Source organism: Scandinavium sp. (assembly GCF_036271055.1).
Lineage (GTDB): Bacteria > Pseudomonadota > Gammaproteobacteria > Enterobacterales > Enterobacteriaceae > Scandinavium.
Genome location: NZ_DATBBJ010000072.1, coordinates 1 through 24,726, shown reverse-complemented (window position 1 = coordinate 24,726; position 24,726 = coordinate 1). Strand labels below are relative to the sequence as shown.

At 51.4% G+C, this 24,726-nt stretch carries 36 protein-coding genes; 34 read left to right on the top strand and 2 right to left on the bottom strand.

Annotation, left to right across the window (positions count from 1 at the left end):
• Positions 1 to 261 precede the first annotated feature (261 nt).
• The 19 genes from VH187_RS13695 (at position 262) to VH187_RS13605 (ending at position 12,406) form a co-directional block, all read left to right on the top strand.
• On the top strand, positions 262 to 1,494 hold the full coding sequence (locus tag VH187_RS13695; RefSeq protein WP_329702003.1) for a collagen-like domain-containing protein: 1,233 nt from the start codon (positions 262 to 264) through the stop codon (positions 1,492 to 1,494).
• Positions 1,495 to 1,681: 187 nt separating this feature from the next.
• On the top strand, positions 1,682 to 2,023 hold the full coding sequence (locus VH187_RS13690; RefSeq protein ID WP_329702002.1) for a hypothetical protein: 342 nt from the start codon (positions 1,682 to 1,684) through the stop codon (positions 2,021 to 2,023).
• 9 nt (positions 2,024 to 2,032) lie between these two features.
• Complete coding sequence (locus tag VH187_RS13685) at positions 2,033 to 2,185, top strand: hypothetical protein (protein WP_329702001.1); 153 nt, start codon at positions 2,033 to 2,035, stop codon at positions 2,183 to 2,185.
• Positions 2,182 to 3,003: a peptidoglycan-binding domain-containing protein gene (locus VH187_RS13680; RefSeq protein ID WP_329702000.1), complete on the top strand. Its 822-nt coding sequence runs from the start codon at positions 2,182 to 2,184 to the stop codon at positions 3,001 to 3,003. The genes VH187_RS13685 and VH187_RS13680 overlap by 4 nt, the downstream gene beginning before the upstream one ends.
• 1,442 nt (positions 3,004 to 4,445) lie before the next feature.
• Entirely contained in the window at positions 4,446 to 4,865 is a 420-nt protein-coding gene (locus VH187_RS13675) for a hypothetical protein (protein WP_329701999.1), read from the top strand.
• Positions 4,866 to 4,957: 92 nt separating this feature from the next.
• On the top strand, positions 4,958 to 5,359 hold the full coding sequence (locus VH187_RS13670; RefSeq protein WP_329701998.1) for a hypothetical protein: 402 nt from the start codon (positions 4,958 to 4,960) through the stop codon (positions 5,357 to 5,359).
• A 214-nt stretch (positions 5,360 to 5,573) separates the two neighbouring features.
• On the top strand, positions 5,574 to 5,723 hold the full coding sequence (locus VH187_RS13665) for a hypothetical protein (protein ID WP_329701997.1): 150 nt from the start codon (positions 5,574 to 5,576) through the stop codon (positions 5,721 to 5,723).
• Between the two features lie 85 nt (positions 5,724 to 5,808).
• The gene (locus VH187_RS13660; protein ID WP_329701996.1) at positions 5,809 to 6,027 is read left to right on the top strand and encodes a hypothetical protein; all 219 of its coding nucleotides are present in this window, start codon (positions 5,809 to 5,811) and stop codon (positions 6,025 to 6,027) included.
• Positions 6,028 to 6,198: 171 nt separating this feature from the next.
• Positions 6,199 to 6,759: a hypothetical protein gene (locus tag VH187_RS13655; protein WP_329701995.1), complete on the top strand. Its 561-nt coding sequence runs from the start codon at positions 6,199 to 6,201 to the stop codon at positions 6,757 to 6,759.
• A 140-nt stretch (positions 6,760 to 6,899) separates the two neighbouring features.
• Complete coding sequence (locus VH187_RS13650; RefSeq protein ID WP_329701994.1) at positions 6,900 to 7,469, top strand: DUF6011 domain-containing protein; 570 nt, start codon at positions 6,900 to 6,902, stop codon at positions 7,467 to 7,469.
• Positions 7,470 to 7,512: 43 nt separating this feature from the next.
• Positions 7,513 to 7,695: a hypothetical protein gene (locus VH187_RS13645; RefSeq protein WP_329701993.1), complete on the top strand. Its 183-nt coding sequence runs from the start codon at positions 7,513 to 7,515 to the stop codon at positions 7,693 to 7,695.
• An 83-nt stretch (positions 7,696 to 7,778) separates the two neighbouring features.
• Positions 7,779 to 8,153, top strand: coding sequence for a hypothetical protein (locus VH187_RS13640; protein WP_329701992.1), 375 nt, complete (start codon positions 7,779 to 7,781; stop codon positions 8,151 to 8,153).
• Complete coding sequence (locus VH187_RS13635) at positions 8,150 to 8,356, top strand: hypothetical protein (protein WP_329701991.1); 207 nt, start codon at positions 8,150 to 8,152, stop codon at positions 8,354 to 8,356. The genes VH187_RS13640 and VH187_RS13635 overlap by 4 nt, the downstream gene beginning before the upstream one ends.
• A 256-nt stretch (positions 8,357 to 8,612) precedes the next feature.
• The gene (locus VH187_RS13630; protein WP_329701990.1) at positions 8,613 to 8,789 is read left to right on the top strand and encodes a hypothetical protein; all 177 of its coding nucleotides are present in this window, start codon (positions 8,613 to 8,615) and stop codon (positions 8,787 to 8,789) included.
• Positions 8,789 to 9,055, top strand: coding sequence for a hypothetical protein (locus VH187_RS13625; RefSeq protein ID WP_329701989.1), 267 nt, complete (start codon positions 8,789 to 8,791; stop codon positions 9,053 to 9,055). Before VH187_RS13630 ends, VH187_RS13625 begins: the two co-directional genes overlap by 1 nt.
• Positions 9,056 to 9,133: 78 nt before the next feature.
• Entirely contained in the window at positions 9,134 to 9,322 is a 189-nt protein-coding gene (locus VH187_RS13620; protein ID WP_329701988.1) for a hypothetical protein, read from the top strand.
• Entirely contained in the window at positions 9,315 to 11,117 is a 1,803-nt protein-coding gene (locus VH187_RS13615) for a DEAD/DEAH box helicase (RefSeq protein ID WP_329701987.1), read from the top strand. The genes VH187_RS13620 and VH187_RS13615 overlap by 8 nt, the downstream gene beginning before the upstream one ends.
• A 112-nt stretch (positions 11,118 to 11,229) precedes the next feature.
• On the top strand, positions 11,230 to 11,904 hold the full coding sequence (locus tag VH187_RS13610; protein ID WP_329701986.1) for an SDR family NAD(P)-dependent oxidoreductase: 675 nt from the start codon (positions 11,230 to 11,232) through the stop codon (positions 11,902 to 11,904).
• Positions 11,905 to 12,001: 97 nt separating this feature from the next.
• Complete coding sequence (locus tag VH187_RS13605) at positions 12,002 to 12,406, top strand: hypothetical protein (RefSeq protein WP_329701985.1); 405 nt, start codon at positions 12,002 to 12,004, stop codon at positions 12,404 to 12,406.
• 105 nt (positions 12,407 to 12,511) lie between these two features.
• Here VH187_RS13605 and VH187_RS13600 read toward each other — a convergent pair whose 3' ends face one another.
• Positions 12,512 to 13,045 carry a hypothetical protein gene (locus VH187_RS13600; RefSeq protein WP_329701984.1) on the bottom strand — a complete coding sequence of 178 codons (534 nt, stop codon included), beginning with the start codon at positions 13,043 to 13,045 and terminating at the stop codon, positions 12,512 to 12,514.
• Here VH187_RS13600 and VH187_RS13595 point away from each other — a divergent pair.
• Positions 13,044 to 13,292, top strand: a complete 249-nt coding sequence (locus tag VH187_RS13595; protein ID WP_329701983.1) for a hypothetical protein — start codon at positions 13,044 to 13,046, stop codon at positions 13,290 to 13,292. The genes VH187_RS13600 and VH187_RS13595 overlap by 2 nt on opposite strands.
• A gap of 163 nt (positions 13,293 to 13,455) precedes the next feature.
• Here the strand turns inward: VH187_RS13595 and VH187_RS13590 are convergent, their stop codons facing one another.
• A complete protein-coding gene (locus tag VH187_RS13590) occupies positions 13,456 to 13,665 on the bottom strand; it encodes a hypothetical protein (RefSeq protein ID WP_329701982.1) in 210 nt (69 codons plus the stop codon).
• On the opposite strand from VH187_RS13590, the gene VH187_RS13585 reads away from it, so the two are divergent.
• The 14 genes from VH187_RS13585 (at position 13,658) to dnaE (ending at position 24,234) form a co-directional block, all read left to right on the top strand.
• Positions 13,658 to 14,647 carry a PD-(D/E)XK nuclease family protein gene (locus VH187_RS13585; protein WP_329701981.1) on the top strand — a complete coding sequence of 330 codons (990 nt, stop codon included), beginning with the start codon at positions 13,658 to 13,660 and terminating at the stop codon, positions 14,645 to 14,647. The genes VH187_RS13590 and VH187_RS13585 overlap by 8 nt on opposite strands.
• A 4-nt stretch (positions 14,648 to 14,651) precedes the next feature.
• Positions 14,652 to 14,939, top strand: a complete 288-nt coding sequence (locus tag VH187_RS13580) for a hypothetical protein (RefSeq protein ID WP_329701980.1) — start codon at positions 14,652 to 14,654, stop codon at positions 14,937 to 14,939.
• Complete coding sequence (locus tag VH187_RS13575) at positions 14,908 to 15,108, top strand: hypothetical protein (protein ID WP_329701979.1); 201 nt, start codon at positions 14,908 to 14,910, stop codon at positions 15,106 to 15,108. The genes VH187_RS13580 and VH187_RS13575 overlap by 32 nt, the downstream gene beginning before the upstream one ends.
• On the top strand, positions 15,089 to 16,006 hold the full coding sequence (locus VH187_RS13570) for an AAA family ATPase (protein ID WP_329701978.1): 918 nt from the start codon (positions 15,089 to 15,091) through the stop codon (positions 16,004 to 16,006). The genes VH187_RS13575 and VH187_RS13570 overlap by 20 nt, the downstream gene beginning before the upstream one ends.
• A complete protein-coding gene (locus tag VH187_RS13565) occupies positions 16,006 to 16,602 on the top strand; it encodes a hypothetical protein (RefSeq protein WP_329701977.1) in 597 nt (198 codons plus the stop codon). The genes VH187_RS13570 and VH187_RS13565 overlap by 1 nt, the downstream gene beginning before the upstream one ends.
• Before the next feature lie 11 nt (positions 16,603 to 16,613).
• The gene (locus tag VH187_RS13560; RefSeq protein WP_329701976.1) at positions 16,614 to 17,324 is read left to right on the top strand and encodes a pyrimidine dimer DNA glycosylase/endonuclease V; all 711 of its coding nucleotides are present in this window, start codon (positions 16,614 to 16,616) and stop codon (positions 17,322 to 17,324) included.
• A 10-nt stretch (positions 17,325 to 17,334) separates the two neighbouring features.
• Positions 17,335 to 18,144 (top strand): MDR/zinc-dependent alcohol dehydrogenase-like family protein, encoded by an 810-nt coding sequence (locus VH187_RS13555; protein WP_329701975.1) that lies wholly within the window; start codon positions 17,335 to 17,337, stop codon positions 18,142 to 18,144.
• On the top strand, positions 18,141 to 18,779 hold the full coding sequence (locus VH187_RS13550; RefSeq protein WP_329701974.1) for an HAD family hydrolase: 639 nt from the start codon (positions 18,141 to 18,143) through the stop codon (positions 18,777 to 18,779). The genes VH187_RS13555 and VH187_RS13550 overlap by 4 nt, the downstream gene beginning before the upstream one ends.
• Positions 18,769 to 19,059 (top strand): hypothetical protein, encoded by a 291-nt coding sequence (locus VH187_RS13545; RefSeq protein ID WP_329701973.1) that lies wholly within the window; start codon positions 18,769 to 18,771, stop codon positions 19,057 to 19,059. Before VH187_RS13550 ends, VH187_RS13545 begins: the two co-directional genes overlap by 11 nt.
• Positions 19,052 to 19,756, top strand: a complete 705-nt coding sequence (locus tag VH187_RS13540) for an SDR family NAD(P)-dependent oxidoreductase (protein ID WP_329701972.1) — start codon at positions 19,052 to 19,054, stop codon at positions 19,754 to 19,756. Before VH187_RS13545 ends, VH187_RS13540 begins: the two co-directional genes overlap by 8 nt.
• A gap of 2 nt (positions 19,757 to 19,758) precedes the next feature.
• Positions 19,759 to 20,280: a hypothetical protein gene (locus tag VH187_RS13535; RefSeq protein ID WP_329701971.1), complete on the top strand. Its 522-nt coding sequence runs from the start codon at positions 19,759 to 19,761 to the stop codon at positions 20,278 to 20,280.
• Between the two features lie 22 nt (positions 20,281 to 20,302).
• The gene (locus VH187_RS13530; protein WP_329701970.1) at positions 20,303 to 20,593 is read left to right on the top strand and encodes a hypothetical protein; all 291 of its coding nucleotides are present in this window, start codon (positions 20,303 to 20,305) and stop codon (positions 20,591 to 20,593) included.
• Positions 20,594 to 20,648: 55 nt separating this feature from the next.
• Complete coding sequence (locus VH187_RS13525) at positions 20,649 to 20,882, top strand: hypothetical protein (protein WP_329701969.1); 234 nt, start codon at positions 20,649 to 20,651, stop codon at positions 20,880 to 20,882.
• A 64-nt stretch (positions 20,883 to 20,946) separates the two neighbouring features.
• Positions 20,947 to 24,234, top strand: a complete 3,288-nt coding sequence (gene dnaE, locus VH187_RS13520; protein ID WP_329701968.1) for a DNA polymerase III subunit alpha — start codon at positions 20,947 to 20,949, stop codon at positions 24,232 to 24,234.
• Positions 24,235 to 24,726 lie beyond the last annotated feature (492 nt).

Genomic DNA, 24,726 nt, shown 5'->3' with positions numbered 1-24,726 from the left:
GTTGCTTCATTGCGGCCTATTGGGAATGTTGGTGCTCAAGGCCCAGCTGGCGTAGCTGGTGCTCAAGGTCCGACTGGACAAACTGGACCACAAGGAGCCACTGGTAACACTGGACCATCTGGACCGGCTGGTGCTAATGGCGCTGATTCAACGGTACCAGGGCCACCTGGACCGACTGGTGCGCAGGGATTGCCTGGTACGCCTGGAGCAACTGGGCCAACTGGGGCTACTGGCGCACAAGGACCAACAGGACCACAAGGTGTGGAAGGGAATGATGGACCTGCTGGACCAGCGGGGCCACAAGGCAATACCGGACCTGCTGGGCCGCAAGGTGTGCCAGGAGTCGATGGAACACCAGGTGGACCGCAAGGGCCACAAGGCATTCCAGGCTCGCAATGGCACATCCAGGGCCAACCATACAACGATTACAATGATGTGCCTAATCCTAATGCCAATGATTCATTCTTGTATAACAGTGGTGAAGTCTATGTCTTCAACGGCACTGCATGGAATCAAGATGGCAGTCTATTGGGGCCACAGGGTGCTACTGGACCGCAAGGACCACAAGGACCAATTGGGCCCGTAGGTCCACAAGGTCCGACAGGCACTTCTACCATAGGTCCACGTAGTGTTGTCCAGATAAACAATGCGGCGACGGCGACTGCGAACGCCATTCATATGGTCAATTGCAATGCGTCGTACACCATCACGTTACCAGCCGCACCAGCAGACAATTCGGTGTGCGAGTTTATCCGTGAGGATAATGCGTCGTACACGGCGACAATCCAAGCTGGTGGTAGCGATTCGATGCAATGGGGACAACCGTTCGCGCTGCGAGGTTTTGCCGCTATACGGTTGATCTATTCCGCATCCATCGTTGCATGGAACTATGAATCTGTTTACGTAGATGGGATGACCAACGTTGTTGGTGTTACCGTTGGGGCCAACATCAATACGTTAATGCGCCGCGATGCTAACGGTCGTTCACAGGTTAACAATCCGGCAACGGCTTTGGACGTTGCTAACAAGGGTTACGTTGATGCCGTACCTGTCAATTACAAATTAGTTGCATACGTACCATCGACATCAGTCCAACCAGTCACCAGTGGGACTCTGAAAGACACCGGTATCGGTGATGTAACGGTAAACAACATTATCCCACAGGCATATTATCGTGTACGTTATATTGCCCGTGCGCAATATGATGCTGGTACTGCGACTAACTGTGATTTCCAGATTCGAGATGGTAGTAAGGCAAGCCCAACAACAGCAAGTCTGATAATAGCAGGAGCAACTATTTATCTTGCGGCTCCTGGCGGCCCAGGTTCATCGCAGTTAATTTGTGAAGGCATAGTACAGTGGAGTGATACTGGTCCACATATCATTGCGCCTTTCTATGCTAAAACTGTTGGTGGTGGCAATGTAACTGTTGCCCAGTCTAATGGTGGATATCGCATGTTTACCGTTGAGTTAATTGGGCAGCCGCCACTATGACACCAACGCGCAAGCTTGCTTTGATGATCATCCTTGGTGTTGCTGTGCTGACGCTATCTATCATTGTTTTCATACTGAATCGTGATGCATCATCTGATATCCTTGCGACTATTGGGATTCTTGGTGGACTGGCAATCGTTGTCGTCTCATTGCCCACAAGCAACAATCACAAGAATGGTGGTTCATCATGACATACCTGGCGATTGCGAATCTGGCCCAAGATGTCGAGTTCAATGAGCGAGTTTCGGCTTGCGTCAATGAGCAATCAGAGACATTCGTCAATGATACACGGCCAGATATTGTCGCATTGGCGATGGATTGCTTACGTAGCAACAACTCAATCATTTTGACCTTCATTCGTATGGCGGCATCATCGCCAGGTATGGCTGATAGTGCCGCCGATGATGATGGTACGGTCATATCAAGTCGCATCCAAGATGAGCAGATTCTGTCTGCGATACAAGGGTATTATCCACGAATAGCAGCGCTGTACTTTGATGCGGAAGGCAACCGTATTCCAATAGCCTAGGGAGGCAGAATGTCCAGCAAAGAGCCAGAGTTTCGTGATGTTGGTGACCGTGAGCGATTGCGGGACAAGGCACCAGAGTGGTTCAAGGAGTTGCAGCATGGGGAGCGCAGCGAACGCCATGAGCCGCAAGACAAAGACTCAGAGAACGGTACTGACGAATGACCGAGTATGCGCCACAAGCCATCAAAGACCTTTTCAACACGGTCCAAAAGGCAATCCCCAGTGCGCTCATGGGTGGCATTGTGGGCGACTCGGCGCACACCTATGGCTATCACCGTGGGCGCAACTATGTCGGTGGTGATGACTACAGCGTCCAATATGCTGAAGACAAGCAAGGTGATGGCGAGGCAGCTAGCGCGCTGGATATCAGCTGGAACAGTGCGAGCGATCACTACACGGTTAGCCAACGATTGCTCAATGCTGCCAACGATTCTCGAATGAACCCAGCGCGTTCATTCTTTGGGTCGGCTGATGGCTACAACGTCATTGGCTATGACTACAAGGGCAATTACCCATGTACCAGTGACGACAGCCATTTGTGGCATGTGCACTTGTCAATCTTGCGCCAGTTCTGCAACGATGGGCCTGCGCTACAAGGCATTGCTGCTGTCATCACAGCTGGGGCGAGCGGCGGCGGCTCTCCACCAGTCACCCCGCCATCCGGTGGTGGAACGCTTCATCGCGCGTGGCCATCATATATGGGGCCAAACGATTACTTTGGTGACATCAATGGTCCCAATGAATCGCACGGTGGTTACTACGCCAACGAGCAGCCTGACGTGAAGGCCATACAACAAAGGCTGATTGAGTTGGGCTATGTGCCAGGCGTCAGTAATCCCAGCTCGTCATGGGCCGACGGCAAGTGGGAGCAGCCAACGACGGACGCATGCGCGGCATGGCAACGTGAAGAATACTCAGCGACGACAACGCTGTATGGCCAATGCTGGTCGGACGACTGGGCACATCTCTTTACGTACTAGGGCCAAACTGGGCCAGGTGCCCGATGTGATGAGCATCACCAAGCGCGGTGATTGGGACAAGGGCCACACTCCGCCACCTGGTTAGTCGAATATCATATAGAGCATGAGCAAACAAGGCCACCCATATGCTACATGGGTGACCTTGTTTCGTCATGCGGGATATGGCCGAAGTCGTTTGGTCATGTAGCATATGAATCACTGCGATAATCGAACGTGCGTTCGGATTCGATGCTAACGAGGCAGATTAGGTTGTCGAGGGTAGTTCCACTGGCGAGCCTATTCGATCTTGTTAGCATCGATCCTACGGCCGTAGGTGGCGCTCCGAGCTGTCTGTCGATCTTGTAAATGAGGCCTGTTTTGATGGGGTCAGATGGTGGCAGATTCCCCATGTAGCACATGGCGAAAGTCCCCATTTGGCAGCTCCAAAATCGTGGTGGTTCCGACTTCAAGATCGTTTGTGGTTCCCGACGTTCGCAGAATCGGACGTATCGGACCTTTGCGGCTCCCCAAAGAGCTAACGCGGATCTAACCTAGTAGGAAAGCCCTAGGATCGATTCTAAGGCTCGAACACGCCCCGTCAGGCCTACCGGAGCGGATCGAACTCGCATGTCGTTAGCATCGAAATCAGGTACCTTGCCGGGCCTGTTTCGGGCCACCCCGTACGCGCGACGCGCGAGCGACGCCCCGGATAAACAGGACTAAACGGACGTATCGCCCCAGGAATCGGACTTATCGGGATGAACCAGGACGAACCCTGAAACGAACGAATCGGACTTCCCAGACTTATCGGGAATCAGGATGCTCCAGGCTAAACGGGTGAAACGGACGAACTGAAAATCGGGATGAAATAGGACGAACTAGGGCATCAGATAACGGAACCATAACGGTTCGGTATCGGAACGGTAACGGATGATGGCTTTTTGCCCGGGATACCGTAGATTCATTCTCGTTGGGCCGGACGGACTGGCCCGCTGGAGGTGGTAGGCGAGTTGATCGGGGACGCGTGAGGCGTCCCACCTGGTTCCTGGTAAGGGGCCACCCACTGAAAATTTCATACCTTTCTTCGCGTAAGGGTCGATGCTAATCCCACCCCCATGGCGTTGTGCTTAACTAGCCCAGGACTAGGTCCCACCTTTGGTGGATACTCTCTTGGTAACGGTTCTGTATGGCGCTGGGTCCAAGAGCGGCGTCGCTGGCGATGACCTAAACCTCTACCAAAGGTTTAGGTAGCCAGCGAGCGATTCCCAGGCCCGAAAGGTGTGAAATAACTAAACAGAGGTAAACCTCCCAAAACTCCCAAAAAGTTTTGAATCGGACGTTTCGGTCGAACCTGGCCGAAACGGTCGATACCCGTTGATAGGGTACCTTGGAGCTAAGCGCTTGCGCTTGGCTCTTTGGTTGTCTATCAAATTGGTAGGCAAAAACGTACTGGGAGGTACAAAATGATCAACGGAAACATGAAGGTCACCGTTACCCAGGGTATCAGCGTTCACGTTGACCCGAACTGCCGTGGCCTTTGGCGTGGTCGTGAGATGCACTTGGCCAAGGGTAATGACCTTTGGGTTGAGAGCACGATGACGATCGATGACGCCGCTGACCAGGGTAAGTTCGCTTGCTACGTCTGCTGGAAGTCTGCTGGAATCGTTATTCCGGCTGAGCTGGACCGTGAGTTGCAGCGTTCGATCCGTCGTGAGGCCAAGGCCGCTGCTAAGGCTGCCAAGCTGGCCGTTGTCGAGCCGATCGTTGAGACCGTGGTTGAGACCACGGTGGAGGCGACCGTGCCGACCACCGATGAGATTCTGGTTGCTATCGCTGAGATGATGCGCCAGATCGATGAGATGCTGGCTATGGTCTCGGTGTAATTGGATCCGATCCGATTGCGTGATGCCCATGTAGAACATGGGCTTTGCGTTGTCCGATTGGGACAGAATGAAAACGATGTTGGGAGAACATCATGAAGGGATTGCGTAAAGCCTGGGTGGAGCCGTTAGGCTCCAGTGGCTATCGGAGACTCAGCGTTGTAGCTGAGCCGACCAGTGGTCACCCACGCCTGACTGAGATTGGCCATATCGATTATGGCCTAAACGATTCAGGTACGGATTGGGCAGTGGCCGTATGGGAGATACATGGACGATACGATGTCCATACGTTCGCTGAGGCTGTAGCCTTTGTGGAGCAGCATATCGATGTAAAGCTGGAGATCCCAAAAGATCTTGGCTTTCCATGGAACGCTACTCCAGATGAACTCCAGCGTAGGCTGGCTAAGTCGATTGCGGCTTTGCCAGAGGATGTACGCCAGAGGATCATTGCGAAGCAGCTAGCTGCTCTGGAACTTATCCCAGAGGATGAATTCTGATGGATAAGACCATTGACGGATATGCCGTTGTCCCAGGCCTTCAGGTCTGGGACTATGACCTGAATCGTGCGCGTGTCGTGGGTCCTCAGAAGTACAGGAATCCCCATGAGGCGCAGTGGTATGAGATGGAGACTATCGATGGCAGCCGTCGGTCCAAGATGATGGACGGTGGCCGTATGTGGGTCCATCACCCTACCACTGGAGAGCGTGCCTGATGGAACTACCTGACTTGCCTGAAGGCTGGGAATGGGCTGATGAAGATAGCCCAATCGACAGCGGGCTAATCTGCCCGTGTGGGAACACGATTGAGATTGATGGTGAATGCCCGTACGGGCACAAATCACCAATCTTTGATCTGATCTGATTGCGTGATACCCATGCTAGCCATGGGTAATCGCGTTGTCCGATTAGGACAACCAAACAAACGCTTGGGAGGCGTGAGAACACACATGAGCAACATGAGTGACAGGGTTGCATCATCTAAGCAGCTTGGCTTCATGGAGGACATCCTGACTCGTAATGGTCTTTACCATAATGAGTTTGAGCGACTCTGGAAGTTGCTTGAAGCTGCTCGGATCGATGAGCGTACGCCTGGAGATGGAACACCAATCTCGATGCAACGCGCGCATGAAATTATCCAGTGGTTGCTTCGGCATAACTATCGCTGATCTGATTGCGTTTGCCCATGCTAGACATGAGCATTCGCTGTCCGATTAGGGCAGGAACATGGACCGTAAAAGATCTTGGAATTGGGTCTAGCGCTACCCACCGTGGGTACGCTACGGTCAGTGTTTATCGGCGACACCGTGTCGCCGGAATAGGTATCTGGGAGGTACCAAATGACAGAATCGACCACCACTGTCGAAGCTCCAGCCACTGACGCTACTGCGCCTGCGGCTGACGCGCCAGAGGCGACGGTTGAAACCCCAGTCACCAAGAACTGGGAAGAGACCATCACCAAGACTCTGGAGCGTGGTCAGGACAACCTGAAGCACAAGGGATTCATCCAGTGGATCTCTGAAGCTTCCAACGGTTCTGCGCCTGAGATGGACATGGACACGGTCATCGCGGTCCAGAGCCTTTACTCGGCATGGCGTCAGACCGATGAGTTCAAGCTCATCGACGATGAAGTCAAGGCTGGCCAGGGCACCAAGCCTGAGCCTACGCCCAAGACGCCTGAAGAGGCAAAGGCCCAGCTGGAAAAGGCAGTTCAGCGTCAGGCTGCTCTTGTGAAGCAGGCTGAGCGTGCTGCCGAGCGTGCCGCGCGTGCCAAGGAACTCTTGGCCCAGATGGCCGCAGAGGCTGAAGGTTCAGGCGATGAGTCCACTGCTACGGCTGAGGATTCTGAGCCTGAGGCTGAAGTCGCTGCTGAAGAGTCAGAGCTCACAGAGGCTTTCTGACGGTACCAACAATCAAGGGTGGGGTCGAACATGGCCCCACCCTTTGTTGTGCCCTAACAGATTGCGGAGAATGGTCATGCTAAGCAGGCCATTCGCGCTGTCCGTTAGGACAGAACAAACTAGTGCTTGGGAGGCACAAAATGGGAAGTGAAGGTGAATGGCAATTCTTTGACATCACCCCGCAACCAGGGCCCAAAATGGCTTCTGAGAGACAGCTATCCTTCATCAAGGATTTGATTCTCTCCAAGAATGTCATTGATCGTGATGGCGCTCTGGCCAGGCTGAATTCTGGTGAGCTCACGCTTGACCAGGCTTCAACTTGGATCGGTGAACTCAAAGCCTTGCCGTACAGGCCCAAAGTCCAGAAGACATGGACGGTGCCGGAGAACATCCCAGATGGCCGATACGCCATCGTGGGCAAGGATCGCAACTTCAAGTTCTTCAGAGTTGTGACCAGGAATCCCGACACCATCAATGCTACCAGGATTGTCCAGAAAGTTCTGGGCGCGCCTGGTGACTTCAGGTATGTGCGGCCGACAGAATCAGAATGGACCATGGCCGTGGAAGAGATTACCAAGGATCCAGGATTCCATTCTGCCCTGTTCGGCATGAAGGTTGGTGCCTGCGGGGTATGTGGTAGTCCGCTGACTGACCCAGAGTCAATCGCTTTGGGCATCGGGCCCATCTGCGCTCGCAAATACGATTGGTGAGCTGATCATGCCTACATGGAGAGAATATGACTCACTGGAGAGATTGGAAGCCAATGTCACTGGTGATGTGTCTGATTTCATGTCGAGGCTGATGGATATCAGCCCTGAATTGGAATCGTACATGAAGAATGTGATGGCTGCTACCAAGGTCCTCAAGGATGAGATGCGCAAGGCACGGTTCGCTGCGCGTGATGTGGTGGTCGCTACGCGTGGTCACCGACGATGAGTTGATCACCATGATTAGCAACGGCAATGTCCGTTGCTCTTCATGGCTATCAAGTCGATAGTCAAACGGTTCTGGGAGGACCAATGACAGAGGTTGAAAAGGTAGGCATCTCACCAGATGCCGACACGGACGCCAAGATGCGCGCCATCTGTCTCCAGATGATCGAAATGATCAAGGCTGGTGACTTTGACGATTACATCAAGATCGTTGATGACAACGTCAAATTCAGGATTCGCGCTATCCAACTGCAGACTGTCGCAAGCCTTTGTGCTGGCGACATCATCTACATCTCACGGTTGGTGAAGCCTCAGTTGCTTGCTGGGGCTGCTGTCGAGGTAGTCGAGATCATGCCTGATAACAAGGTCAAAGTCAGGCTACATCGAACGTACTCCACCAAGTGGCGCCAGGGCAACCTGATCACACTTACCCCCAGTCTCATTGGGGAGAAAGTGCGATGACGGTGAACTGGCCCAGTGATGATGTCATCGCTGAGATGACAAAGCAGACGTTGGCGAACACCTATGTTGGCAGGCATCGTGATACCAAGCGATACCTGTCGATGCGCGACCGTGTGCCCAACGGTAATCCGATCAACGATGGGATTGCCCATATGCAGCAGGAGCGCAAGACAGCGCGTCTGCGGTACAAGGGCAGGCACTGATGGATCTAAGTGAGATACTGGATCTGACGCTTGCTAATCCACCCCATGATGGTGAGGATGAGCGGTCATACAACAATCGTATAGCCAGCTTGGTCTCAAAGGCAAGGATGGAGGCGCGCGCTGAGCGAGTCAAGCAGATCATGCGTGAGTTGGATGAGCAGCAATTGCCTTTGTGCGATGCGTGTGAAGGCACTGGCTATGTATCTGCCATGTCTGAAGCACCTTGCCCAAGGTGTGGCGGATCAGGCTACCGGACATGATCATTCAGTATGACGGTAGCAGGCAACTTCGCATCAAGATGGATGGTGAAGTCGAGGCTGTTTTGGTCATGGCTACTAGCGAATCAGGCAACGTGGCCAAGGATTCCAAGACCTGGAACTTCATCAACGCTGAAGGCAATCGCGTTCGGATTCAGATTCAGGAGTTCAAGTGATGTTTGAACCCAAATTCAGCGTTGAGGATTGCCCTCATGATCCAGGCAATCGCGTACCGTTATGGGGACCGGATGGTGTTCCGTATGGCCAAGGTACTACATGGTGGTGCGACGATTGCGGCAAGCAGATGACCGGTGCTGCTTCAGTTCAAGCTGCTCGGTTACGCGCGTTGAGAAGTCAGCGCAAATGTGCGTGGTGCGGCAGCGAGTTCACCAATTCAGATGAGCTCGCTGACCACATCATGGACGGCCACCCCAAGAGTTGATCGTCATGATTAGCAGCGATTCTATCGTTGCTTTTCATGTCTATCAAGTCGATAGGCGAACAGGTATTGGGAGGTACCATGAACAACGAACCAGTGCTACCTGGCTCATATCACTACGTTGATGGAATGCTGGATATCACAGCACCTGACATTGTAGAGGTGGAGTTCAGGGAAGATGGCAAGGTGATCTGGGTCAACGTCGATGGCAAATGTGCATTGCGCGTATGCCAAATCAAGCAGCTGTTTGTCACGGATAGCCGTGACTAAGGTTGAACTGATTGATGATGAAATCTGGTGCATGACGGATGTGTATTATCCGGCATTCTTCAGATCACTCAGTGGCCGTTGGGACAAAGACAAGAAGATGTGGCACTTCAAGCCAACGCTTGAGGTATGTCGCTTGCTGCGTAAGCAGTTTGGTCCCGAACTGGCCATCGGCCCAAAGCTCAATGAATGGGCTTGGGCGGCTCGCAAGGCAGAGGATGAACTCAAAGAGTTGATCAAATCTGATGCGGCCACGTTGAAGATCGCTGAGACACATGGCGCTCTTGCTGAGGCGATGTCGCACCGTACCTATCAGCAGGTAGGTGCGGCGTTCATCGCCATGCAACGCAGGGCATTGATTGCTGATGAACCTGGATTGGGCAAGACGCTTGAAGCAATTGCGGGGCTGATCGAGGCCCAGTGCTGGCATGGCATGATTCTCGTTGCTGCACCGCTGACATCATTGCGTCCGGTGTGGGAGCATGAACTTGCCAAGTTTGCTCCAGATGCTCACACGGTAATTGCTGTGCCACGCAAGCGCGATTCTGCCTTTGCGCGGCTGGCGATTCTGGGTGACTTTGTAGAACACTACATCGATAACCCAGCTACCCCGCATGTGCTAGTGATCAACCCAGACATGCTGCGTAAGGACAAGTTCCCCATCCTTACTGCCGTTGAGTGGCAGGCGATTATCGTCGATGAAAGCCACCGCTCGCTCACCGGCATTAAGAGTGCCAGGAACATGACCCAGATGGGCAAAGGCCTGATGCAAATCAAGCTTGCGAAAGATGGTGTGAAGATTGCGCTGTCTGGAACACCCATGCGCGGCAAGGCCAGGAACTTGTGGGGCACGCTGCACTGGCTTCAGCCAGAGCAGTACACATCATTCTTTGGTTGGGCTGAGCGATACTTTATCATGTCGGCCAATCGGTATAGCAGTCACGTGGTTGGTGACCTCAATCCATACCGTGAGAATGAGCTGTACAAATCGCTCGATGGCATCATGCTGCGTAGGACAAAGGCAGAAGTTGTCAAGGAGTTGCCTCCAAAGCAGCGTGTTGAAATCTACTGTGATATGTCTGATGCGCAGCAGAAGATGTATACGCAGATGGCCAACGAGGCAATTGCTGAGCTTGTCGATATGGAAGATGAGGCACTCAGCGCCATCGGTGTTCTTGCGATCATGACTCGCCTCAAGCAATTTGCTGATTGTGCTTGGCGGGTGGCTGGATCGAACCAGATTGCCCTTATGTCACCGGCCCATTCGGGCAAGGCAGCGGTGATTGAAGAGATGCTGATTGATCGAGGCATCGCTGGCCCGATGGATGATCGACAAGGTGATCACAAGATCGTCATTGCTAGCCAATTCACCCAGGTAATCGATAGCCTGGAGGCTTGGCTGAAGTCGATTGATGTGCCGACGTTGAAAATCACGGGCGCAGTCAGTGAGAACAAGCGAACTGACATCACGGAACAGTGGCAATCAGAGGGTGGCCCAAGGGTGCTCCTGATGAATACGATGGCGGGTGGCGTAGCAATCACGCTCGATGCCTACTGTGATGAGCTTGTGATCATTGATGAAACGTGGACACCGGACGATCAAGAGCAGCTTGAGGATCGTATCCACCGTGTCTCACGTATTCACCAAGTCACGATATTCAGATTGCTGTCGAAAGAGAGCATTGATGAATACATCGCAGGCGTGACTTACAAGAAAGACATGATTCAAAAGGAGATTCTGGATGGGAGACGTGGGATTGATAACATCATCCAGGCGATAACGCCAACCGACATATAACGATGTTATAACGATTTCGCCTGAGGTATAGTGTATTTCGGACGAAACGACTAGACTTGTATAGTTGAACTCTAGACAAGCTAGACAATCCTGGGAGGATTCGTTGACCTACATGCTAATCATCGGTGGGACAACGGCTGGCGGCGTTGGGGATGCTCTTCACAAGGAAGTGGTGAAAGAGTATTACCCAGAGATCACGCCAGTCGTCCCCACCATCGATGAACTGGATGTCAGAGATCCAATGTCCATCGGGCAGTTCATGGAACTCAATGATAGGCATTGGGATTATGTGATGTACGCTGCCGGCGTGAATTACATCTACCCAATCCAAGAGCTTCCAGAGATTGACTTGGAAGAGATCTTTGACGTCAACGTCATGGGCTACATTAGGTTCATGACAGCTTTGAGTCAAGGCCAAACGTCTGGCCGCGTGTGCGCCATCACCGGTATCTCTGGCAGAATCCCCATGCGGTACACGACACCATACTGTGCGAGCAAGGCTGCTCTGGTCCACGCCATTCGGTGCTTGGCCAAGGAGTTGGGCCCAGACTGGCAGATCACTGGCCTGGCGCCAGCTACGATGCAGACTGGGATGACTGCTGGGATTGACCTTGATATCCAGAGCGAACGTGGCTGGTCGGCTGAAGAGTTGGCCAGGCGCGAGTATTTGCGCGAGCCTTTTGGCCGCCGCATCTTCCCGCAAGAGGTTGTGGATGTTGCTATGATGACATTCATGGGCCCAGGTGTATTGACTGGCTCGATCATCGATGTGGCCGGTGGCGCATGATGATTGCTTGGGCCTTGGCAATATCGTTTGTTATTTGGGGCATTGTCATTTGGCTATATGAGCGAAATGACAGTAACAACGACAGAGAGGATGCTTAATGCCCAGGCGTGTCATCGTTGTCGAGTTGTGCGACTTGCACAAGGACGACCAACCAGAAGTACCGGCAACATGGAGCAAGACAATCAGCATCAATAACCTGACACGTGAATTGATGTTGTGTGAGGAACATCGCCAGAAGGTCATCGGCATGTTGGAAGATGTGCTGATGACCTATGGGACAAAGCCGGTGAGTGTGAAGCCTCCCAAAAAGCATCAAGCGCCAGCGCCGTCAGCAGCGTTAGCGGCGTCAGTGCCTGATGATCGTCCTGTAGTCAAAGGCAAAAGACGCGACACACCAAAGCCGTGTCCAGCCAAGGGCTGTGACTTTGTTTCAAAATCTGGTGGCGGATTGGCTGGCCATATGAAGAGCAAGCATCCTGAAGCCTACAGGAAGGCTTCATAAATGGCCAGGAAGAGCAGCCATCTCAAGGTCGTCAAAGAGGCTGATGTCGACATCATCATAGCCAATATGTCCAAGTCGTTCATGGAGTGTCGCGACTGGGGACATTCATGGCGGGCATACACGGTCGGCGTTGATCGACGAAACAACATCTTTGAGCAGACGCTCCGATGCTCGCGTTGCTATACGCATCGGCTCAGGACCATTAGCGGCAGTGGTAATCTCATCAAGACGCGATACCAATACAAGGATGGATATCTCATCCCAGGTTGGGGTCGCATGAGCCGCGACGATAAGGCAATATTGCGTCTGGCGATCATACGCGAAATGATGATGACGCATGGTCGAGAGATTGAGGTGATAGAGGCATGATGCATGCTTATCATGAAGCGTTACCTGGGTATGAGCCTGAGCAGATTTTGCATGATGGCTGTCCAGAATGTAAGCGACGCGGCGCAAACGTTGAAATTGCATTAGCGTACATGGACAGACCAACATTTCACCGAGCTTGGTTACGCGCCAAAATGTTTGATAGTGATGGGTTAACAAATGTTTCGAATGCTGAAACAAAGCTTTTGCAAGTTTTGGCTCAAATCCGACATCAATTGAGTTCATTGGTTTTGGGCGGGGTTGACCAATCATGAGTGATATGCTTGCGTGTGCTGGTTGTGGTGAACAGCATGGCACGTGTGAGATTCATCCGATGGAACCTGGTGATTATGTCGTGTGCCCAAATTGTGGCCAGATCAACATGCTAGGCGATGATCGCCAAATGCACACGCCAAGCGAGAGCGAAATCATCATGCTAATCATGGATGAAGAGTTTGCCCAGTATATCCACGCGATGGCCCAGGAGATACGGCGGCACAGAAAGGCAGGCCTGAACTGATGGGTGAACAACTTCTGGTTTGCTTTCGTTGTGGTAAGACACCTGACGAGTTGAGCGAATACTTGCCAGAGTCAACGGATTCAGGTCTAAGTCCAACAGACTATGTGCTACAAGAGGAAGGCACGCTCAATATGTCAAATGGGCATTTCGCATGCACCGACTGCTACATCCAGATTGGCATGCCCACTACGCCAAGAGGCTGGAAAGCACCATAATGGGCTTGATTATTGAGGGCAGTTTGATCATAATTAGCTGCGTTTTCACGGTGGCTATGCTTAGCATCCATCGTGAGAGGACCAGGCCAGACACCCAGGATGAGCTTGAAGAGATTGAGTTCTGGAAGAGCATAAGGGATGGCAATATCGATGGCCAATGACAACATCGTTGTGCGCACGAGTGAACGCGCTGCGCTAAAGCGCTGCCCAATGAAATGGTGGTGGAGTTGGCGCAATGGTCTTGAGCCAAACGCCACTGACAGCAAGCTTTGGTTTGGTGGCGGCATGCATCAGGCTTTGGCCGCATGGTATTTGCTCGGCTCGCAGCGCGGTCCACACCCCGCAGAGACATGGGTCAGATTCACTAACAATGAAGAGCGATATATCAGGAACAACTCTGGCCTTATAAATCAGGACCAATGGGTGGAGGCACGCGAGCTTGGCATTGCGATACTTGATGAGTACGTGCGGGAGTATGGCCGCGACGAGCAGTGGGACGTCATCGCGACAGAGCAACAATTCCAGGCGTTAATCAATGCTGAAGTCTTTGAAGGGCGCAAGATTGTTTACGTTGGTACATTTGATGGTGTCTATCGTGATCTATCCACTGGCAAGCTTTGGCTCATGGAGCACAAGACAGCTTCAAATACACCAAATACCGGCTATCTCGAATTGGATGACCAAGCTGGATCGTATTTCATGGTAGCCGAGAATGTCTTGCGACACAAGGGCATCATGGCGCCTGGTGAGAAGTTGGAAGGCATCATGTATAACTTCTTGCGCAAGGCATTGCCTGATGATCGACCAACAAATGCCAAAGGCCAGGCACTGAACAAGAATGGCTCGGTGAGCAAGAATCAACCCAAGCCATTGTTTATGCGTTACCCGGCATGGCGAAACGATGCCCAGCGAGCTAAGATGCGTACCAATGTTATCAATGAGGTCCAGTTGATGCTTGCTTATCGTGGCCATCAGCTTGGGCTGACAAAGACGCCAACCCATGATTGTCAATGGGATTGTGAATTCTTTCAGATGTGCCAGCTACACGAGGCTGGTGAGGATTGGACAGAATTCAGAGACGCCATGTTTCACAAGCGTGATCCATACTCGGATCACCGTGTAGCAATGAAATCAGCATAGGAGCATGATGGAACGTCGTATTTGTTGGCCTGAGTTTGACGCCACTTGTTTGGAAGGTGGTTGCATGTACTGCAACGACAATCCATTCAAAAGCCTCAATGCTATCAGGTCAAAAGTTCTCAAGATGAAAGTCACGCACAACCGTGGTGATGGCAAAGAGCGTGACTCAATGGATGCGTTGATGTATGGCATCAGGCATAACTTCTTCAACGCAGATACACGACCAAGCAAGGATGAAAAGAAAGGAGGTGAGCACCATCATGTTATCAGCGACTACTCAGGGCTTGCGTGACTTGGGTCAGTTCAAAAAGCGAGTTGCGCATGACTATGGCAAGAGCTTGATCACACTGGATGATTTCGCGTACATCAGCGAGCGTGTCCAGCAGATCGAAGACAAGTTGGTTGAAATCATTGCAAGCAATCCACGACGAGTGAGGGACGATGAGCGAATCGCCAGCTGAATTACCAGATGATATCATCTCATTGGAATCGTGGGATGAGAGCATCAACATGATGATCGTTGCCGAGTCCGGCTGGGGCAAGACACGCCTGGCCGGCACGGCAGATCAACGCAAGAAGAATGGTCCCAAGGCTTTGTTCCTAGCGACAGAGCGTGGGACCATTTCTGCTGCGCGCGCTGGGTCCACGGCCGATATGTGGCAGATCAAGAAATGGTCTGATTTGACCAAGGCATTCAACTACCTCAATAACGGTGGATGCCGTGAATACCAGTGGTGCTTGCTCGACAGCGTTACTGAGATGCAGAAGTTGTCGATGGACAATGCGCTGTATGTCGGCGTCATGGCGGGCAAGAAAGGTGCGGACGCGGATGTGCCGCAGATCCAAGATCATCTGAAAGTCCAGCAGCAAACGCTCAACATGATCAGGCGATTCAACGATTTGCCCATCAATTGCCTTTACACGGCGTTGCCGTTGAGGCTCGATGATGAGAACAGCAACCCATACTTCTTGCCGGCACTGGATGGCAAGCAGGGTGGAATTGCCCAGCAGGCCATGGGATATATGCACGTGGTCGGCCATGGTATCAAGCGCAACATCAAGCAAGGTGATGACAAGCAGGTCATGGTCAGGCGCGTGTACTTCCAGACGGCTGGCCCATATCGTGCGAAGGATCGATATGGCGTGCTCGGCAATTTCATCGATAACCCAACTATCCCGCAAATTGAGGAGTTGATCAACAAAGACAAGGCATCAAGGCCAATCATCGAGATCCATGAAGGCCTGCCACAAAACAAGAAGTCAGATGAATCAAAGCCAGACATTCACGATGCTAATGTCGTGGAACCAGCAGCATTACCAGCAGCGACCGCTGCCGGCGATCAAACTGAGGAGTTCTAATGCCCAAAGTCATCATTGATACCAGTGGTGCTTCTGAAGGCCAGTTCACATCGTACGATGGCCCAGTTCCACCCAAAGGTCTATACAAGGCTTTGTTCAAGCGCGGGTGGTGGGTCAAGTCGAGCACCGGCAAGCCCATGCTGAAGGTGTTATTCATCTTGGAGACTGATCTGGAATCCAAGAGGCAGTACAACGGCTGCCCATCATTCCATAATGTGACCAACGAGGCCAGCACGGCGTGGAAGATGAAGGAGTTGTTCACGGCGCTGGGAACTGGCGCCAAGTCGGCAGTCGACATGGATGAGAAGGGCAATGTGACTCGGATTGGGTCGGCACGCCCAGGCAAAACGTACTTGCTGATCCACTCCAAGATTGAGATGTATCAAGGGTCGCCACGCTTTGCTATCGACACGCTTGCCCCACTACCAAACACGGTCGTCACAGAAGACATCGATGCTGAAGATATGGCGACGTCCTATGAGGATTCGATGGGCATGGTACCGGAACCAGGTACAGATGACTCATGGGGCGACTCTGGATTCAGCGACGACTCATGGTCAAGCAATGACGAGATGGGTGGAGAGCCACCGTTCTGATGGGTGACTGAATGATGCGTATCTACCTGCCTATGACTGACATCAAGATGAACATCGTCATGCTTAGCGATGCCGATTTGACCATTCAACGTAACAACGCTGTCACAATCCTTGAGACGCTGAGAGGCAAGAACAAGGGTTGGCAATGGCATCCAGGCGTGACGATGTGGATTGGACATGATGATCTGCTAGCCAAGATTGCTCATGAACTCAATCAGGAATGGATTGGTGTGAACTTCGATGTCGATGGTATCATGGGCATCGGTGAGAAGTATGAGAAGCGCCTGAAAGACATGGGCTATACCAGAACATACTCGACAGTCTTACCACCGTTGCCTTGGTGGTGGGGTCATCAGAAGTTCCATGATAGCAACAAGGCAGCGATGTTGCGTCATGATCCAGCGTGGTATGGCGAGCTAATCAAGAATGCTCGTGATGATATCTGTGACTGGTGGCCAAGAATTGACAAAGACACGTGGCTCTATGGTCCACAGCCTTCACCAGATGGCAAGTTTGACTACATCGTTGATGGCAAATCGATCTTTGCTGAAGCCAAGAAGATGAGCCATGTAGAGTTCGCCATTCACGCCAACATGTATCATAATCTGATGCCAGATATCACAACCCCAATCCGACCAGATGACCCATCGCTTGATCTCATGATGACGGTGCATGATCGATTCCACCAGGTAAGGGTGTATAGCACACACGACCATCGTTAGGCCAAACAGTATGCCAAAGACAGTCGCGATTCTTGGATGTGGACCAGCAGGACTATTGGCAGCACATGCTGCAAGATTGATGGGATGTGATATCACAATAATCAGCAATAAGCGCAAGTCATCGATGCTTGGCGCCCAATACATGCATAGGGCTATACCAGAGCTTGACCTGAATCCACCGGTCAAGCTTTCGTATGTTCTGCAGGGCAATGTCGATGACTACAGGGCCAAGGTCTATGGCGATGATGCTGATGAAAGCATCACGGTGTCGCCAGAGTTATTCCAGGGCTATCATGAGGCATGGTCGATCAGGCAGGCCTACAATCAACTCTGGAAGAGATACCAGGCCATGATAACTGACGACATCATCGACCAGGAATATCTGCTACATGCCGTCAACTCATATGACGCCACTATTTCGACAATCCCCGCAAAGCAATTGTGTTATCAGCGCGAACGTCACATGTTTACCAGTGTGAAAGTCTGGATAGACAATACCTGGCGTGGCGGGGATGTCGAGCGAAACAAAGACCGTTATGGAACAAGGCATGTAGTGCTCTGTAATGGTCAATCGTTCGATGAGGATCATCCAAGCCAGACAGGTTGGTATCGCACATCGATCATCTATGATCACGCGAATACCGAGTGGGCAAGCGATGCCATAAACATTTTCATGCCACACGGCGTCATGCCAGTAATCAAGCCTTTGCAGACCAACTGTGATTGTTGGCCAGGCATCGTACGCGCTGGGAGATATGGCCTATGGCAAAAGGGCATTCTCTCCCATGATGCGTTTGAGATGGCACTTGGGGTGCTATGACCAAGCCCATAGTAGCACTCGACATTGACGGGACATTGGGCGACCACTACACCCATTTCGCTCAGTTCACAGCGTTATGGCTTGGGCGCAACGTGGAATACAGACCGGAAGCAGGTTGGCCTGATGGTGCCACAAAGTTTCAGTTCTATTCATCATTGGGCACAAGTCGAGACACATATCGCAAGATCAAGTTGGCATACAGACTTGGCGGGATGAAGCGTAGTATGCCGATGTACGATGGTGCGCCAGAGTTGACGGATGCCCTTGTACACATGGGTGTTTCTGTTTGGATCTGTACCAGCCGCCCATACTTGCGATTAGACACCATGGATCCAGATACCAGGCATTGGCTCAAGCGATGTCACATCAAGTTCCATAATGTGATTTATGGTGATTACAAGTATCGAGAGTTGGCCAAGATCGTTGGTCCGGCAAACGTCATATGTGTGCTTGATGATCTGCCAGAGATGTGCGCACAGGCTAGCCGTGCAAAGCTGAATCCGATCTTGATTGAACGCCCACACAACAAAGACAGGCCGGATGATGGCTACTTGTCTGTCAAAGATCTATGGGAAGCCCAACAAATAATTGGAGTTATAGTTGAGCAATGGCAGACAAAGAGAAATGGGCGATAGCGACTACCAATACATCATGGAATGTCTATTGCCAGAGTGGAGTTTGCACTTCACCAATAAGAGCATTGACTATGCCGATGATGCAAATCGTCTGGGAACAAAGGGTGCCTTTGTCGACATCTATCGAAAGGTAGGCAAGCTGAAGCGAGCCATCTGGGACGGCCAGGAATTGCAAGGTGAGCAACCAAGGGAGATTCTCATTGATTTAATTGGACATTGCTTCTTGACAATTGCATCGATGGATCAAGTAGTCAGCCATGGGAGGCAGGACGATGAGTAGGCTCAGCTATGCCAATCTATTGGTGGTTGGTAGCGTAACAGGTGGAATTGGTCGAGAGTTCCTCAATAGTTTGAAGGATGATCCAAACAAGCAGAAGTTCTGGTCGCCACCGCCAGATGCTTTAGATGTTACCGATCCAGTCAGCATCGATAAGTTCTTGGCCAATCACATGGCCATGGGGTTTGGGCCGTTTCAGCATGTGTTCTATGCCGCCGGCACCAAGTCATTGGGCTTTGTTGGTGATCTCGATATCGAGTCGATCAAGCATACATTTGATGTGAATGTGTTTGGGTTCATCAACTTGCTTCAAGGCTTGATGAAGATCCAAGACTCAGGTCGCATCTGCGTTATTACCAGCGAGACATCCATCGTGCCTATGCGAGCTACCATCGGCTATTGCTCAAGCAAGGCAGCGCTTGCGATGGCCCTCAAGGTGGCGTCTCGTGAGTTGACGCCCAAGTGGCACATCACAGGCATCATGCCGACTGGTGTGGAAGATACACCAATGACCAACGATGACATCAAGGTCACCGCTGAGCTGCGTGGTTGGACTGAGGAGGCGACAATCGAGGCGTTCAACGTGAGACCCATGGGGCGCATGGTACATAAGGATGAGGTGGCCAGTCTTGCTCGTTGGCTGCTATTCCACTCACCAGAAGCAATGGCAGGATCAATCGTCGAAATGCGGGGAGGCTGACGATGTTGATCACCGATACAATCAATGATGGTGCGTTCAATCAAATCTCGATCAACGTACCAACACATGTAGGCTGGTTGGCCATGCGACGCAAGTGGATTGACATGGGCTACCGGAATTGGGTGGTGGACTATTGTGTCCAGACTCCACCACCTGGCTCGTTGTTGCAAACGGTGACAGCGATGCTTGCTTTCAACTTTGACATCATCCCAGGCTTCCAGTATGAGTTGTTGCATTGGTCACCAGATGACAAAGTTGATATCCCCAACTATAACGTCATGTATGATGGTGTGTCACACATGGCCTATTACACCCAGGATGTGAGGGCTGAGACCAAGCGCATCAGCGAGCGATTGGACCGTGAACCAATCTACAAGTTCACGACGCTTGATCACTCAAACCCGTATCTACATGGGCGAACTAGGTTCATCGAGTCGCTCTGGGATACCAGTGACTTGTTCGGCTATCACATGAAGACAGTCCAGAAGATCCCATGGGATTCCCACGAGAGTGTGTGGTCATGATGATGACGAATGAGGTGATGGCATGACCAAAATTATCATTGATGCCGCCAATGGGCCATGGCCGAATCAACATGATAAGAATGATGATTACAATCTGGCCGCGTTTACTCATTTGCTGCAGTGTGGCAGGGATACCATCAGGAGACATGGGTCCAAGAAGGGGCTTGGGTACATCAAGATGCGCCTTGGCCTTGGCAGCCATCAGCAAATATATTCTGGCTATGATGAGTGTAGGAATCTCATCCAAGAGATAATGAAGGAATACCCAGACGTATTTCAACCAAATTGGGGCCATAGGGATGGTGATGTCTAAGGATGGATTGGTAAGCAATCAACATCAATCATACTAAGCATGGGAGGCAAGTAGCATGACAAAGTACAGGTTCACGATCAGTGGGGAAGCCGAGACAGTCGATGAGGAAGGCAACCCCAAAGAGCCAGGCGGTGGGCTTGATGTCAATGCTGTCATTGGTGCGATTGAGGAAGTCATCAACGACAACGACTTGGGCGTGTACGATGAGGAGAATGAAGAGATCTTCCTGGAAGTCACCATCACGCTCAGCGACGCATCAGAGTTGACTGACGAGATTGCCAGCAGCTAAATGAATGGGCAGGTTGGCTCGGCATGCCCCACCGGGCCAGCCTGCCGTTATTGGAAGGATCATCATGCCTAACATGAAGTTTGTAAGTCTTCATACGCACTCGACATACTCATATGGTGATGCTTATGGGCAGCCAAGCGACTATGTTCAGCGAGCGATTGAGCTGGGGTATCCGGCTCTGGCGCTGACTGAACATGGCAATGTGAGCAGTCATGTGAAGCTTGAGATGGCGGCAAAGGCAGCAAAGGCTGAAGGCTTTGATTTCAAGCCGATGTATGGCTGTGAGTTGTATACCAGAGATACACCCAGCCAGCACAAATATCACCTTGGTGTTTTGGCCATGGACGACATAGGCTATCGCAATCTATTGCGCCTAGTCACAAAGTCGTGGCAAGCATTCTATTACTTCCCAACTACAACCAGCGCAAACCTCATGCAGAACGGTGAAGGTTTGATCGTGCTATCTGGTTGCATGGGATCGGCCATGGCCTGTAAGAGCATTGGTGGCAAAGATGTCGAGACAGGTGGCGGCATTGACACAGCGCTCAAGATCGCCTCGATGATGCGTGAGAAGTTCGGCGACAGGTATTACCTTGAGGTCCAGGCATTCCCAGAGTTGCCCAAGACACTCGTGCTCAACCAGATGCTGTATGAGGTATCCCAACGGCTTAACATCCCGCTTGTCGTGACCTTGGATGCGCACTATCCACTTGAGTCAAACAAGAAGATGCACTCGCTGATACATGCTATATCTCGTGGCGGCAAGTCAACCAAGAAGACAGTTGACCAGCAAGAGTCTGAGTGGGATTACAATGTGCCGATGACTCTGCTTGATCGGCAGACAATTGGCGCACGGTTGCTGGCGACAGGTATCCCAAAGTCTGCTGTCGTGGCCGCCTTGGATACCACGCTTGAGATTGCTGATCGATGCAACGTCATATTACCAAAGACAGATCTGGTCAAGTATCCATTGCCTGAGGGATACACAGATGCTAATGCTGTGCTTTGGGATTGGTTGCGGGATGGCTGGCGATACCGTGACATGGACCACAACATTGCAAAAGGCATGACGCGTGATGACTATGTCGCCAGGTTGAATCTTGAAGTGCCACAGATCATTGAGAAAGGTTTTGTCGATTACTTCTTGCTGATCTCTGATGTGGTGAGATGGGCCAAGAGCAAAGGCATTGTCGTTGGGTCAGGTCGTGGATCATCGCCAGCATCGATGGTATGTTACCTGCTACGCATAACAGAAGTCGATCCATTGGCATTCCCACAGATGTACTTTGAACGCTTCATCGATCCCAACAGGACTGACTACCCAGACATTGATCTTGACTTTGATGACGAGCGTCGTGATGAATTGCGCCGATACTTCCAAGACAAGTTTGGCAGAGATTACGTTGGTAACATTGGGACTTATACGTCATGGAAGGGTCGCAATAGCATCGACGATGTCGCTCGTGTGACCAAGGTTCCATTCGCTGAGACAGAGCGATTGAAAGAGTTCATCATTGAACGATCATCAGGTGACTCGCGTTATACCAAGACGCTTGAAGACACCATCGAACAATTCCCACTTGCTAAGGCGATTTGGGATCGCAACCCATCATTGAGTTCAGCCTTGAGTTTGGAAGGGATGCTCAAAGGCTTTGGGGTACATGCTGCTGGACTTGTCGTCTCCGATAAGCCATTGAGTGATACGGTGGCATTATATACACGTGAACTGCCATCAAGAATCCCCAATGGTCCCAAGCGAAAGTTGTCGGTGCTATCTGTCGACAAGAAGGATGCTGAGTATCTTGGGATGATGAAGATCGACATGCTTGGCCTTTCTACGCTTGGGATGATTAAGCATTGCATGAGAATGACAGGCATGTCTGTCGATGACTTGTATCGTATCCCACTCGATGATGAGCGACTGATTGCAGCATTCAGGCGAGGCGATGTCAAGGGCATCTTCCAGTTCTCTGGTCGTACCACCCGCATGGTCACATCCCAGCTGATGCCAGACAACTTCCAAGAATTGGTTGATATCAATGCGTTATCTCGACCAGGGCCATTCCACTCTGGAACAACTCTCGACTACATCAACGCCAAGCATGGCAAGTGGAATCGTGATGATGCACGCAATCACTGGACATTCAACAAAGACATCGAACGGATTTGTGGCTATACCAAATACCAGATCATCTACCAGGAGCAGTTGCTAGCAATCTGTCGAGAGATTGGCAATTTCTCATGGTTCGTCTCAAGCCAAGTGCGCAAGATTGTCTCGCTCAAATATGGCGAAGCAGCGTTCAATGCCAAGCGTGATCCGTTCATTGAAGGCGCAATGTCCAATGGCCTCAGTGAGAAGGAAGCAGACATCATATTCCGTAGGATGGTCACTGCTGGGCAGTATGCTTTCGTTCTGGCGCATAGCATCACCTATACACAGCTTGGCTATTGGGCCATGTACTTCAAGATCTATCATCCAAGCGCATTCTATGCTGCGAGTCTACGCAAGACCGGCAAGGAGAAATGGCAGGACTTGATGCGTGATGCTATTGATCCAAAGTACGCCAAGTTGCGGGGTGTCGGTAGGCCAGTGAACGTGCTCGGTGCTGATCTGGATTTGTCTGATATCACATGGTCTGTCTCTGCCGATGGTAAGGATGTAATACCTGGCTTTCTTCAGATACCAGGCATCGGTGCTGGGATGAGTTCGCTCATCGTTGCCGATAGATCGCTTGCTTGGGAGCGTGGCCAAGAATGGGGACTTGCTGATGTCGAGGCGTTGCCTGGGATCGGTCCCAAGAAGTTGGCCACTGTCAAAGAGTGGACCGTTGATAAACATGACGATGCCTTTGGGATTGCGACGCTTCACAACAAGCTCAATGAAACTCGTAGCATGTTGAACGCTGGAACATTGGTCGATGGGTCTGGTGTGATGCTGCCAGCGACAAGCCATAAGAGTGAAGACTTGCCCTTTGACTTGGGCGTTCAGTTCTATGATGCACAAGGCAATATGACTTGGCGCAGAGAGGACCAACTGTCAGTTGTCTGGATCGGAAGGGTACATGGTCGTAACTTACGAGATATGTTTGAGGAGTATCGATCGCGTGAGGGTATTGATCTTGATCCGACAACTATCAAAGAGCCAAACAAGAAGCACTCGATGGTTCTGTATGCATATGATGATACAGATGAGATCAACATCAGGATTAATAGATGGAGGTTCCCCAAACTGAGGGATTTGCTCATGCGCATCAGACTCGACTATGATTTGATACTCGTGTCTGGTTACAAGAATCGAAGTTTTGGGAGGAAGATTGAGGTCAACGATATGTGGGTGATCGATCCTGAGTGATCACATCTTCCATCTGTATACCAGGCATAATGATGGGCTGAAGGTCAGAGTCTATTGGGCCAAGTGTGAGTGTGGGTGGGAGTCTGATCAATTCTTTGAAGCGTTGGATGCTAAACATAAGGGAGAAGCACATGCTCCAGGAGCAAAGCAATTTGAGCCATACCCAATCTGAACCGTGGGTGCCAGGTGACCCATGCGGCGTATGTGGATCGACAGAGACATATTGGGACATTGTCGATGGTGGGTGTTGTGCGACTTGTGGTGCATGTGATAGCGACGAATGATGTCGGGGAAGTCTGATGGGCCCATGGGCGCAAAGGCAAGGCTCAGTCTTTGTGGGTGGGCTATTATGGTGTGACGCGGGTATCAGACTTGCAGTCATTGGGTTGTGGCTGCAAAACAAATGTTGGTTCACAATCGCTGGGAGGCGAAATGGCGTACATCGTGCAACTGTTACCGGATGAACTACAGGCCAAGGTGCTGATGGAGGCG